Below are 13,490 nucleotides of genomic sequence, written 5' to 3'. Positions count from 1 at the left end.
TGGTTCCTGCTGTTTGAGCCCGCGCAGCGGGCGCGTTCAGGGGGACCGTGAGGAACGAAAAAACCAGGATTTCGACCGGGGCCGACATCCTCGGAGTCCGCCTCATTGCGCCGCGGGTTTCGCCCCCAATAACTCCCCAGCAATCGCCCGAATACGCGGCTCCGGGTCCTTCTCCGCAAGCTCACGCAAAACCGGCTCCGCCGCAGCTTTGTCGAGCGCCACCAGCGATCGCAACGCAGGCTCGCGCACGAGCGCGTAGTCGTCCATTTTTGCCATCGTCGCCAGCGTTTCCGCCGCCATCTTCGAATCCGCCCCTGCCCCGAGTCGCCCCAATGCTTCGGCTGCTCGCACGCGCAATGGCCAGCTTTGCGCCTCGCGACCCACCTTCGCAACCGCTGCCAACGTGTCCGCGTCCTTTACGTTGCCAATGGCTGAAAGCACTGCCCGACGAACGCTCTCTTCAGGATCGGAGAGCGCATCGACAATCGCCGACTGCGCTTCCTTTTCGGGACGTCGAGCAAGCAATTCGACCGCCCGCGTGCGCACTTCGATGGCCGGGTGCCGGACGAGCGCAACGAATGCTGGAACGACCGCGGCTCCAATGCGCTCGATCGTATCGGCTGCAGGCTTTTTCACGGACGGTTCGAGCACATCGTCGGCATCAATCAATGGCGCGAGCGTCGGCGTCGTTCCGCCCGCGAGCAATGCGTCTGCAACGACGCGAGCTCGATCGGGCGACGTCGATGCAGCTGCAATGGCTGCTCGTTCGAGCGATGGGCCGAGCGTCACGACGGCGCGAGCGCGATCGGGCGCCCGAGGAGGATCCGCGGCGAGTCCCGCGAGGATCTCGCGCATCGATAGGGATCCCGTGGGCACCGGGAGCGCGTCACCCGTACGCGTGAAGTTTTTCGTGGCCAAAGACGTCGCGGCGGAGGCCGCGGTTTGCCGCATCGATTCATCGGTGGAAAAAAGGTTTGCCGCAATGGAATCTGCAATGGCGGTGGTTTGTCCCGCGTCCATTCCTTTGGCCAAACGTGCGAGCGCAATGAGCGCCGCTTGGCGAAGGAGCGGATCATTGGAATCGGCAAGCGCGACGAGCAATTGCATGTCGTTCGCCTGCACGGCGCCCATTTCCGCAAGTGCATGCACGGCTGCCGCGCGTGCGGCCGCGCCCGCTTCGGGCGCTCGCGCGAGCGTCGACAATTGCGGCGCATATTTTTTATCGTGCGTGAGGCCCAAACCCAGCGCCGCAACCCCTCGAATTTCAGGGGAACTAGAAGACAATAGTTTGACCAATAGCGGCTCTGCCTTCTTGTCGCCCATGCGCGCAACGCCCCACGCAGCAGCCACCGCAATCGCGTCGCTCGGCAAGATCGCCGAACCTGCATCTTTGGGCGCAAGCATCGATTCGTATTTCGGCAAAATCGCCGGATCGCGCAATGCGCCGCACGCAATCATCGCACGTACGCGCAGCGTCTTGTCCGCTTGTCCCGTCGCATAATTGTAAAGTGCAGGTCCCGCGCTCTTGTTTTGCACGTATGCCAAAACTTCGATGGCGATTCTTTGTTGTGATTCCTTGTCGTCGGAGAGCGCATCCAAAAGCGGTTTTACTGCACGCGATCCAATCTTCGCGAGCTCCGCTTTGGCCGTCGTGGCAGCCGGCGACGAACCCCCTTCATGCCGAGCTTTCTGCACGAGCGGCAATGTCATCGTGCCATACAGCTCGACCAAGAGCCGTCGATAAATGGGCTTTTGCGGGTTGCCGACGGCGACGGGCAACAATTCTCGTTCGAGCGTGTCGAGCGTGTTTTTGCCCAAATTGATTTGCATGCTCAACCGCGCCGCACGCGCCACGAGCTCCTCGTCGGGGCTCGATCGAACCACGCGACGGAATAGCCGATCCGCTTCGTCCACTTGGCCGCTCGAAAGGAGAAGCTCGGCCAAATCGAAATACACTGGGAACAGTCGGTCGTTTTTCGCAATGGCTTGCCTGTATTCACCAATGGCGTGCACGAAATCCTGACGACGCCGGTACATATCCCCGAGCTTTTGATGACCATTCGCATCTTCGGGAGACAATTCCACGGCTTTCGCCGCATACCGTATCGCGTCGTCGTCGCGATACAGCTCGGCCGCGTATTGCGCCATTCGCTGGTAAAATTCACGCGCTCGTTTCGGATTGACCTCGACGAGCTTGGCCAGGACATCGATGGCGCCCAGCAAGTTCTGCTGCATGACGAGAATTCGTTCGAGCGCCAAGAGCGATTCTTCGTCGCCGGGAGCAAGCTGCGTGACTTTGCGCAGTGTCGCTTCGGCTTCGGGCAATCGATGCAATCGGCGCTGCACTTCGGCAAGAAGCCGTCCCGCTTCGATGTCCGGCGGTGTCATTTGAAAACGCGTTTGCAAGGGCCCCACGCGACTTGGAAGCTCGTGCGCCAATGACCATAACGTCACGATGTGCGTTCGTGCTTCGCGCGCGAGGAGTTTGTCCGTATCACCGGCGCTCGTGAGCAGCTCTTCCCAAATTTGACGCGCTTCTGCGTAACGCTGCGGAGCGCTCCCGAGCGACGCGGCTGTTCGTTCAATGGCAATGGCCAGGCTTTTCTTGTACCGCACATTGTTTGGCTCGAGCTGCACGGCTTCTCGCATTGCGGCGAGCGCTTCGAGCGGCATGTCGTGATCCAGGTACACTTCGCCCAGAACACTGGCTGCTCTGGCGCGATTGGGAATGATTTGTTTGATGCGCGCCCACGTTTCGAGCGCCTTTTTCTTGTCGCCCGCCTGATAATAACGATCCCCGAGATCAACCACGTAGGTGTGATCGCCGCCTGCGCTTTGCGCGAGTTTTTGCAAAACCTTGAGCGCTCGGTCTTTCTCTTCGACGCGTTCGTAAAAGTCAGAAATGGCCGCGAGGATCTCGGGTTCGCTATTTGCGCGCGCTTCGAGCTCCGTGAGCAATTTCAATGCTTTCGGACGATCGCCACGCTGAATCAATGTTTCGCACAATTCGAACACGAAATCCGGATTGCCCGGCGCTGCCTTGATGAGCGCTTCGTATTCCTTGATTGCAGCATCGAGCTCGCCCGCCGTTTGCAGCAAATGTACGAGGCGCAAGCGCACGTCGATTTGACGCGTATCCGCTGAAAGTACCTTGCGATAGGTCGCAATGGCCTTGTCGACGTCGCCGGTTTCTTCGTAAAGCCCTCCAAGCGTCGCGAGACGCTGAGCATCCGTCGGCTTTTCCGCTTCCAGAATGGGAATCAGCTCCGACAACTTTCCCTCGGCGCGGAAAGCATCGGTCATGATGAGCAAAATCTCTGCACGAACGCCTGCTGCACTTCCCGCAATGGCGAGCCCGCGCTTCAGCGTCGCGAGAGCTTCGTCCATTTTTTTCTGTTTGGCCAAGACTTGGCCAAGATCACGCAATGCAGGCGCCAGCGCTCGGTTATCACCCGCGGCCGCTTTTACCAATTCGCGGAATTCCACTTCGGCTTTGTCGTAAAGCCCGCGAGAAAGAAGCTCGCGACCAAGCTCCGCTTTGACGAAGAGCGACCCCTGCGAAACCCTGATGAGCGACTCATGGTATTTCTTCGCCGCTTCGTAATCTTTCAAATCGAGACACAATCCGAGCAGCGTGCGCGTCGTTTGATCCCAATCCGGACCAGGTTTCAAAAGCTTCAATGCTTTTTCGTACGTCGCGCGAGCATTCGATTTGTCACCACGCTCGGACTCGAGATGCGCAAGCGCCAGCATCGCATCCGGTACATTGGGACGCTCCGCAATGGCGGTTTGGTACATCTTGATGGCGTCTTCGGGACGGCCATCAATCTTGTAAATGCCCGCGAGCGCCACTTTGGACGCCCATGCGTCGGCTCCCGGCGCCGCAGCTCGTTTCTCGAATTCCTCGACGAGCTTTTTGATGTTGCCGTCGCGTTCACGATAAAGCTGCGACAACCTCTGCAGTGGAAATGGCGCACTCGGCTGCGAAAGCACAATCGCCGTGTAACGCGTTATCAATGCATCCGTCGAAGGCCCCTTGCCAGCCGCCCCTCCATCACCCGAAGGCGCAGGCTTCGGCTTCACCGGTTTGCTCGGACCAGGCTTGGGCTTGCGCGTGCGCCCCGTGGGATCGAAGTCCGCCGCGAGAGCCTCCGGGCCCGGACAAACCGCGCTGAAAAGGGCCGAACCGAGCAGCAAACACCCAGCAAGAACGTGTGCGCGCACGCGCCGAGAGTACCACGTAAAAGCGCGCAAGGCCGCTACGAAGACGCTCTTTCGCGCGTGCGCTCATCACCAACCAAGCGTCGAAAGCGCTCCAATCATCGCAAATGCGAGCAGTACCAGTGCGACAGCGAGCGCGACACGCAACACGGGACTTTCTTGGCGTGCAGTAGCGACGATTTGCGCGCGGTCACCTTGTCCTTGCGACGGAGCATCATCCGCCGCGCTCCCTAGATTCGCTTCGAGTTGCCTTTGCGCACGGTGCGACTGCACGAGCATCAGGAGTACCACGACAAACATCGCCGCAACGACCACCCACAGCGCCGCCCGTCGCGCTTTCGATGCCCGCGCACGCTCGAACAGCTCGGCATCCGCTGCACCATCGAGCAATCGTTCGAGCTGCAAGCTTCGTGCAACTTCACCCGAACGCAGCGGCCACGCAACCGTCGCCGCACCTTGCTCCTGAGGATCACCTGCAACGACGACGTGCGTCGCGACGTCCTGCACATGCTTGGGCAAGTCGAGCCGTCCTCGGTACATGTGGTGTGCGTCCGGAGAAACCGGCACGATCGCGCCGAAAATGCGCCCCGTTTCGTTCATCGCGGACACGTAGACGCGATCGCGCGGAGCTTGCGAGACGAACACGAGACCGTTTTTCGTCTCCGGCTCCATCCAAATCGCACCAGGAATCACCGGCAACGTGCCCTCCCATCGACCATCACCATGACCCGGATGCTTGCCCGTGATCGTCAGCTCGACGTGATGCGCCTCGGGCGTGACGACGATCGACGCCGTACCGTGTTCATCCGTGACGAACTTGCGCGGCTCGATTTTTGCCCCAGGAGCCGATGCTTCGAGCTCGATGCCGTCAAAGCCTTGGTTTGATGGTGATACGTGTTCGGCAAGACCAACTCGGATGTCGAGTACGTCGGGCAGCGGTGCTGCGAGCGCGCCGCGACGAACGGTGACGTACATCTCGAGATTGCCCGAGGTTTGTCCCGGAAGACTCAGCGGCGAAAGGACGAAGCGTTCGCTCGGCGGAGCGTGATGGAGGTCGATGTTGCCGTGAGCAAGGACGTGATCGCCGTGCGTGACGCGCAGTGAGATGGGGCCCGTGAACGGACGTGGCGCGTTGAGCAGCACTTCGCCGATGCCGTCTGCGCCTAGAGAAAGACGAACGGGCTCGAGCGGCGTGCCTGCGTCGGTTGCTTCGACGGAGATGTTTTCGAATGCGGCCTTTTCATCGACTCCGTACAGGCGCTCGGCGCCTTCGACGCGGAGCGCGAGCGTTTGAGTACTCGGCGTCGGCTTTCCGTACACGCGGACGAACGCGGCTTTTCGCGTTGCTCCCGGACCGAGCAGCACGGTCACTGTCACTGCGACGGCAAGCAAGGGGACGACGTAGGTGGCGAATCGGCCGAGCAAGGTGCGGAAAGGATACCGCGGCGGTTTGCGTTCGGGCCGCGCATCCGATAGAGCTTGCGGCTCGATGGCAGCGGAAAAAACCAAGCGGGCGAAGAAGTCGCAATCCGAAGCGGAAGAGGTCGTGCTGAAACTGCGATCCGATCCTCGTTCCGAGCGTCGGTTCGAACCCAAAGCAACGCCGATCGTGATCGCATCGATGGTGGCGCTTTCGGTTGCTGCGGTGATGGTTGGCGCAGGTGTCTACGGACAATGGTTCCGAGCGGAAGAGCTGGGTCCGCATCCGTGGGCGAAGATGCTCATGGCGGGCGGCGCTGGTCTGCTTGCGATCGCGGCGCTCTTCGGGCCTCGCGCGGCCGAATGCATACGCGTGGGCGATGCAGGTGTTGCGGCAGAAAAGGGACCGTCCGAGATCGAACGAATTGCCTGGTACGCCGTGAAGGAACTCTTGCTCGATAGCCGAGCGCTCACGGTGAAAGGTGCAGGCCTGTCGATCGTGATGCCTTTGCCGGCGCTTCGTGAGGCCGTTGGTGAGACGCTCCGTGAAGCGCGCGTGCGCATGCCGAAGTTGGTCGAGCGCGTCGATATGAACGGGCTCGACAAAGAAGGGGCGATGTCGGGTGAAACGCTGCCCCTCGAGATGCCTCAAGTGACGGGTCAACCGTGCCAAGCGAGCGGCAAGCCGATTCAGTTCGAAAGGGACGCGCGTTTGTGCGGGCGCTGCGGCGCCGTGTATCACAAGGACACCGTGCCCAAACGCTGCAAGTGCTGTGATGCTCGGCTGAAGTAGAATTCGTTGGAGCAGAAATGAAATGGGGCGCGATGATCGTGCCCCATTCAGCGTCAGAAAAACCGCGCTGCGTTTTCCCGCAAAAACTGCAAGTAAAACTCGCTGCACTCGTGCGAAGGGATCTCGCCGCTGTCGATGGCGGCTTCGAGTGCCTTCTTGATCTCGCCGATCTTGCGCGAAGGCGGAATGCCGAATGTCTTCATGATGTCGTCCCCAATGCCGCTCGGAAGCGGAGGCACGATGGCGTCGATCTCGCGAAGTTTTTCCACTCGTTCGGCAAGCTCGCTGATTTGACGAAGCCCTTTTTTCTTTTTTTCAGGACGCTTCGTCGTGATGTCCGCGCGCGAGAGCGCAAAGAGATCGTCGAGGCCGTCGCCCATTTCGCGGGCAAACCTTCGCACGGCGCTGTCGGTCCATGAGGGATCGTATTGGCTTGCCCGCAGGTGATGCAGGATGAGAAATCGGACCGAGCTCTTCAGCGAAGGCTCGGGCGCGAAGAGCGGCAGGCGACGATCGAGCCTGTCGAACATGCGAGCGCCCACTTCGGCATGACCAAAGAAGTGCACTTCGCCATCGGGCGAAATGGTGCGCGTCTTGACCTTGCCAATGTCGTGCAAAAGCGCCGCCCATCGAACCTCGATGCGCGGAACGGCTTGCCTCACGACTTGCTTCGTGTGTTTCCAGACGTCCTTGTGCCGCCACTCGCCGTCGCCAAACCCAACGAGCGCTTTGACCTCGGGAAGCACGGTCGTAAGGGCACCGCATTCGAGCAGCGAATCGAGGCCGAGCTCGGCATCGGGCGCCATGATGATGCGATCGAATGCACGACGAACATCGGGAAGGAAACGTTCGGCGGCTGCACGAAAGTCGTCCGTTTCGGCAAGTTGCACCGGAGCGGTGATCCCTCGTTCAGCACGTTCGGTCGCCCAAGCAAGGGCGTTCATGGCTCGCTCGGGATCCGGCGTTTTGGGCTTTGAATCGGAATTTTCGTGCACGCGGTAAAACTCGATGACGAAAGGTCGGAGCGTGGGGGGTTAGCGCGGAGCGCGGTGCGTGTCGAGTCGTGAAAAAACGTGTCAGGGCTTGAGAATCGTGGAGACGTTGAACGTGCCCTCGACGGGCGAAGACGGAACATCGCGCTTGGTACGTTCGATGCCCACGAGCATCCCAGGTTGCAGACCAAGCGGCAGTTTCGCACTGTCCCGAACGAGAATCCGCAGCATGGCGATGACCATGGGATGATGACCCACGATGAGCGTGTCGACATCGCGCTCGGCAAGCCCTCGCAACATGCTCATGGGCAAAGGTTCGTCGGCTTCGAGCTCTTGATGCTGGTCGAGCTGGACCGCGGAATCAGCGACGAAACGAGCCATGATTTCGGCTGTTTGGGCGGCACGAAGGTATGTACTCGAAAGAATCCACGGCAACTGGGCGCCATGGTGCGCGCGCAAGAGCGCCCCGACTCGTTCGATGTTGCGGCGGCCGTCATCGGTGAGAGGGCGATCGCGATCACGCCCAGTGGGCGATGAGTCGGCCGCATGGCCGTGCCGCATGATGTAGAGGCGCATGGGCGTCGGAGATTGACGCGCGAGGCTGGGGACAGGCAAGCGCGAACGAGTCAGTTCGACTTCGAAGGAGCTCGACCCGCTGCAGCCTCGGAACCCTTCTTCCCCGTCGCGGCAGGCGCGGCCGGAGCGGGCTCGCCCGCTTTTGCGTTCCGGCGGATGCCGTGCTTGGCAAGCACCAGCGTTTCAATCTTTTCGAGCGTTTCGGGATGCTGCTCGAGATACGACCGAGCGTTCTCTCGTCCCTGACCGATGCGATCGTTCTGGAACGAGAACCAAGCTCCACTCTTCTCGACGATGTTCGCCTCGGCCGCGAGATCGATGACATCGCCCGAGTGGCTGATGCCTTGTCCGTAAAGAATGTCGAACTCCACCTCGCGGAAGGGAGGCGCGAGCTTGTTCTTCACGACCTTCACGCGCGTACGATTGCCCACGACGGACGGCTCTTTGCCGCCGGCTGCCGTTTCCTTGATCTTGCCAATCGAGCGGATGTCGAGACGCACCGACGCGTAGAACTTGAGGGCATTGCCGCCCGTCGTGGTTTCGGGATTTCCGAACATCACGCCGATCTTCTGGCGGATCTGGTTGATGAAGATGAGCAGCACGTTGGATCGAGCCACCGTGCCGGTGAGCTTGCGGAGCGCCTGGCTCATGAGTCGGGCCTGCAACCCGACGTGGCTGTCGCCCATGTCGCCTTCGATCTCGGCTTTGGGAACGAGCGCGGCGACCGAGTCGATGACGATCATGTCGACGGCGTTGGATCGCACGAGCATGTCGGCGATCTCGAGTGCCTGCTCGCCGTAGTCGGGCTGCGAAATGAGCAGCTCGTCGGTCTTCACGCCGAGCTTCTTGGCGTACGTGACGTCGAGGGCATGTTCGGCATCGATGAACGCGGCCACGCCTCCGGCCCTTTGCGCGCTGGCGATCGCGTGGAGCGTGAGCGTCGTCTTGCCGCTCGATTCCGGTCCGTAGATCTCGATGATGCGACCGCGAGGATACCCACCGATTCCGAGCGCAATGTCGAGCGAGAGCGAGCCGGTTGGAATGGCAGGGACCTCGTCATGAAGGGCTTGGCCCTCCTTGAGGCACATGATCGCACCCTTGCCGTACTCTTTTTCGATGCTCGCCTTGACGAGATCCAGGGCCGCTTGCTTTTGCTTGTTGTTCTTGTCGTCGCTCATGACGTCCTCGAAAGGGCAGGGGTTGGGGCGCACTTCATTACGTTCGGCGCTACGAACCGTTGGTCGGGACAAGGCTTACTGTCCAGTTGTTCAGGAGGCAAGCTGAACATTTCATGGGTCGGACAGAGTATGTCCTATGTAGGCTAACCTGTTGAAAATTCTCAGAAAAGCCCAATCGAGAAGTGGAACGCGCCAAAGTCCTCCCACTCGCGGCGATTCAAGTTGATGCCGTAATCGAGTGCGACGGGCCCAACGGGCGTGAGGATGCGCAAACCCGCGCCGAGCGCGTAGCGAAGCGTGAAGTCGATGGCGGAGGGTTCCTTCCACAAGTTGCCCGCGTCGAGGAAAAATCCCGTTTGAAACGTGTCGTTCAGCGGCACGCGCAGCTCGAGACGCGGATTGATCGACAAGTCACCACCTCGAACGGGCACGTTCGCCAAGACGGCGGATCGTGTGGTTTGTCCCTTCTGCACGAGTCCGCGCGCAACGTCTTCGGGTACCAAGGCGTCGGCGAGAAACGCACGGATGGTGTCCACGCCACCCAAGAAAAACAGGCGATCTGGATAGGTTTGGCTCTGCGCGCCCAGTTGCCAGTTGTAGCCAGCCGCAAGGCTCATCGCGACGCTCGGACCACCCTTGGAAGCAAGCTCGAAGTACCCCGCAACGCGCCCGGACAAACGCAAGAAGTTGCTGTTGATGGACGCGATTTCGCCGATGGGAATTGCGTTGACGTACTCGGAACCGAGCGCAACGAGCGCGCCTTTGGTTGCGGCGAAAGCATTGTTGCGGCCATCCCACGCGAAGTTGAGACGTCCTGAAAATGCAACGGTCTCGCCTCGTGGAACGCGAAGCAGCGGGATGATGGGTGAATCAATGGCCGTGTCGTTGAAGACGTCGATCTCGTTCACCTCGGCCGAACCACCCAGGCGTACGGTGATGTTGCGCCTTGGCCTGTAAGCGAAGGTCGGCACGAGAGCTTGTCGGGAAATACCGAAGCCGCGTTGGTTGTCGCGAACGTCGATGCCGTCGACCGAGAAGCTGACGAGTGGCCCGAGACCGATTTCGGGAAACGTGAGAGACGCCGTGTTTCGCCGTTCGAGTTGCTGCCCGACGCTGAGGCGTTCGTAGTCGGCGCGTACGCCAGGATCGAGCACGATGAAGTCGAAGAGGTACGAAAGCTGAACGCGCAGCGTGAGGGCGATGGCGAGGCCGCCGATGTTGCGATGGCCGTATTCGACGGCAAAACGCAAACCCTCACCGGTCGAGAAACCGACGCGTGGATCGAGGTACTGCGTGATCTGTTCGGTGACGGTGATGACGACGCGCTTCTGCTTTTGCGGAACCTCGGGATCTTCGAGGCCCACCGATACGCTGGAAAATGTACCGAGCGATCCGATGCGTTGCTCACTCGTGCGTGCTTCGCGTTCGACGTAAGGACTGCCAGCGGTGAGCGTGAGGCGACGAAGGATGAGCTCTTCGCTCGTGCGCACGGCGCCGCGCACGACAAACCCTCCGACGATGACTTGATCTCGCTCGGTGATCGCAAAACGAGCTCGAGCGCGTGTGTGATCGGGGGAAGGCTCGATCGTCGCGGCAACTTCGGCGTACGCGTATCCACGGTTCCGATACGCTTCGAGGAGCCGCAAACGCGCCGCTTCGAGCGCAATGGTGGACAGAGGTTTTCCCAGCTCGAGCTGCGTGAGCTCGAACATTTGCCGTTCGGAAAAGACGCGGCTGCCCTCGAACCCAACGTCGTAAAGGATCGTTTGAGGTCCAAGGTGCATCGGAATGCGAAGCGTGACCTCTCGCGAACACTCGATGTGCTTCAGTGGATCGGGGCGGCACGAGAGCGACGTTGGAGGCTCGGACTCGGGCACGGGTAGGCCTGTGGGATCGAGCGAGCAACGCGCGACCAATGGCGTCGTCGGCAGCGGCAAGCACTGCCCAGCGGGCGAACGCGCATCGCATGTGGCGCGATCGATGGACACCGGACCGATGCTCGCGTGCAAGTACCCCCTGCTGAATGCGAGGTCCCGCAAGTGCTTCAACGCTCGTTCGTAGGTCTCCGGGGCGTATGTCGTGGTGGGGTTCAGATCGAGCGGTTTCGCGACGGGTCGGCCGGCCGTACGAGGACTGAAGAGCGAGAGCGCAGCGTTGGGATCCTTGAGCGAGAAACCCTTTTCGCCGGGCAGATCCTCGATGAGAAAGCTGTCGATCTCGCGGCCGACTTGTTCGGGGTTCCATGACTTCGGCAAGCAAGGAAATACGCGCTTGGCCACGCGTACTCGAGAACCTTCGTCGATCGTGAGCACGATGTGGTGCACGGGATCATTAGGTCCGCCACGCTCGGTTGCCGTCACGGTGGCGTCCAAGAAACCGCGCTCGACGTAGTACCGCACGAGTTTGTCGATCAGGTCCTGGGTTTTGAGCTCCAAACCCTTCACTTGCGTAATCGTCAGCGCGAGCTCGACGCTGTCGATCGAGTGATTGCCTTCGAACACGGGCACGATGCGTGGACCAGGATCGACTTCGACGTAGAGGTCGCTGCCGCCGTTCGATTCGCGAACCTGGTGCTTCACCTGCGCGCGTAAGAAACCGCTTTCGCGCAAGCTCTCCGCAAGCTCGCGGTCGGCTTCGTCGAGCAGCGGTTCGTCGATGCGCGCACCGATCCCCATGCGGTACTTGCCGCTGACATCCCCGAGTTCGCGCGCCATTGGCTTTGCAACTTGGAAAAACCTTCGCGTGATGGTGCGTGGTGTGCCCGGATCGATGTCGAGACGGAGCACCACGTGCGTGGGGACGTCGGTGTCCGAGATGTCGGCCGTTACTTTCGCTTTGGGATGCCCGTGCTCGGCGTAGTAACGGCGCACGCGTTCGGTGATTTCACCAAGTGCGGGCTCGGTGATTTCGCTGCCGTCGCGAATGCGTGCAGCGTCGAGCGTGGCGGAGCGGTCGAGTGTGGCGCCGGCGAGCTGGACGGATGACACGATGCGCCGCGGTAAAACGTGGATGCGGAGGACGACGCCGCCGCTTTCGGGCACGGCTTCTGTGGAAATGCGGGCAAATTGCCCAGTTTGTCCCAGCTCGCGCATCGCTTTTCGAGAAGCTTCGGCTCCGAAAGGTTCGCCTGGACGAACGCTTTCGACGCGGGCCGCGGCGCGGAAACGTGTGCCGGTACTAACGATTTCGACGCGCCGAATGGGTTTGCCCACGAGCGCACGGATGTCCGGTGCGGGGCCGAGCACTGGGACGGCCAGCGCCCCTTGTGGCTCTTCCCCCGATGTGACGGCGCGTTCTCCCGGCGTCTGCGCATGAAGCGGTCTCACTGCCGTCGAACAAGCGAGTAGGCACAGCGCGCTGAACGTGCGAAGAGCGAGCGACGGAAAAACTTGGCGCGAAGAACGCACGTGAGGCACTGGCGAGCCATGGCGCTCGGCCCTTGGGTCGGCGCCCGTCCCGATGCTACCGTCCGCCGCTGATGCTCGCAAAACAGGTAAGGCATGGCTGATTCGACAATGCTGATTGGGGCCGTCGCCTATGACCCGAAGGTCGTGACCTTCTGGGAGGGCATGCGAGAGCACTTCCAAGCTCACGGCCTCACCATCGATTTCGCACTGTTCTCGAACTACGAGCGGCAACTCGAGGCCCTCCTGCACGGGCACATCGACATCTCTTGGAGCTCGTGCATTTCGCACGTGCGTGCGAAGAGACGCACCGACGGGAAGGTGATCGGTGTCGTCATGCGCGATCGCGACAGGGACGCGTGCGCGAAGATCCTGATCCGGCGCGAGATCATAGTGAAAAAACTGGCCGATCTGCACGGCAAGACGCTCGCCGTCGGTTCGCGTGATTCGGCCCAAGCGCGCATCATGCCGCTCTACTACCTCAAACAAGCCGGCGTGGATCTCAGCCAAGTCAAGCTCATGGCCTTCGACACCGACATCGGCAAGCACGGAGACACCCAATCGAGTGAGCTCGATGTGCTCGCTGCCGTGCATGAAGGACGCGCTCAAGCAGGCATCGTCGGAAGCCTCGTGTGGCAAGCCGAGCAAGCTGCGGGGCGCATCGACTTGCGCGTGCTCGACGTCTTGTGGACGACACCCACGTTCGATCTGCGCATCTTCGACGCTCTGCCAAGCCTGCCCCCGGACAAGATCGAAGCGTTCCGAAAGATCTTGCTCGAGATGAACTATGCGAATCCGAAACATCGACGCTTGCTCGATCTCGAAGGGCTGAGGCGCTGGATGCCGGGACGCGAACAAAGCTTCACCCCGGTACGCGCAGCTCTGGATGATTTGGTTTCGTAATACC

The 13,490-nt window shown here is 60.9% G+C and carries 8 protein-coding genes; 2 read left to right on the top strand and 6 right to left on the bottom strand.

From position 1 onward, the window contains the following. Positions 1 to 102: 102 nt before the first annotated feature. Complete coding sequence (locus IPM54_39035) at positions 103 to 4,224, bottom strand: HEAT repeat domain-containing protein (GenBank protein ID MBK9265771.1); 4,122 nt, start codon at positions 4,222 to 4,224, stop codon at positions 103 to 105. A gap of 66 nt (positions 4,225 to 4,290) precedes the next feature. Next, entirely contained in the window at positions 4,291 to 5,730 is a 1,440-nt protein-coding gene (locus IPM54_39030) for a hypothetical protein (GenBank protein ID MBK9265770.1), read from the bottom strand. Here IPM54_39030 and IPM54_39025 point away from each other — a divergent pair. Further along, entirely contained in the window at positions 5,711 to 6,433 is a 723-nt protein-coding gene (locus IPM54_39025) for a hypothetical protein (protein ID MBK9265769.1), read from the top strand. The genes IPM54_39030 and IPM54_39025 overlap by 20 nt on opposite strands. Before the next feature lie 53 nt (positions 6,434 to 6,486). Here the strand turns inward: IPM54_39025 and IPM54_39020 are convergent, their stop codons facing one another. From IPM54_39020 to IPM54_39005, 4 genes are all read right to left on the bottom strand, one after another. After that, complete coding sequence (locus IPM54_39020) at positions 6,487 to 7,377, bottom strand: HDIG domain-containing protein (GenBank protein MBK9265768.1); 891 nt, start codon at positions 7,375 to 7,377, stop codon at positions 6,487 to 6,489. A gap of 132 nt (positions 7,378 to 7,509) precedes the next feature. Further along, positions 7,510 to 8,001, bottom strand: coding sequence for a histidine phosphatase family protein (locus tag IPM54_39015; protein MBK9265767.1), 492 nt, complete (start codon positions 7,999 to 8,001; stop codon positions 7,510 to 7,512). A gap of 50 nt (positions 8,002 to 8,051) precedes the next feature. Continuing rightward, the gene (gene recA / locus IPM54_39010) at positions 8,052 to 9,179 is read right to left on the bottom strand and encodes a recombinase RecA (GenBank protein MBK9265766.1); all 1,128 of its coding nucleotides are present in this window, start codon (positions 9,177 to 9,179) and stop codon (positions 8,052 to 8,054) included. 161 nt (positions 9,180 to 9,340) lie between these two features. Beyond that, positions 9,341 to 12,505: a BamA/TamA family outer membrane protein gene (locus IPM54_39005; GenBank protein ID MBK9265765.1), complete on the bottom strand. Its 3,165-nt coding sequence runs from the start codon at positions 12,503 to 12,505 to the stop codon at positions 9,341 to 9,343. Between the two features lie 174 nt (positions 12,506 to 12,679). Between IPM54_39005 and IPM54_39000 the strand changes: the two genes are divergently transcribed. After that, on the top strand, positions 12,680 to 13,486 hold the full coding sequence (locus tag IPM54_39000; protein MBK9265764.1) for a PhnD/SsuA/transferrin family substrate-binding protein: 807 nt from the start codon (positions 12,680 to 12,682) through the stop codon (positions 13,484 to 13,486). The last annotated feature ends 4 nt before the right edge of the window (positions 13,487 to 13,490 follow it).

The organism is Polyangiaceae bacterium, assembly GCA_016715885.1.
Lineage (GTDB): Bacteria > Myxococcota_A > Polyangia > Polyangiales > Polyangiaceae > Polyangium.
This window is presented reverse-complemented; position numbering and strand designations above follow the sequence as displayed.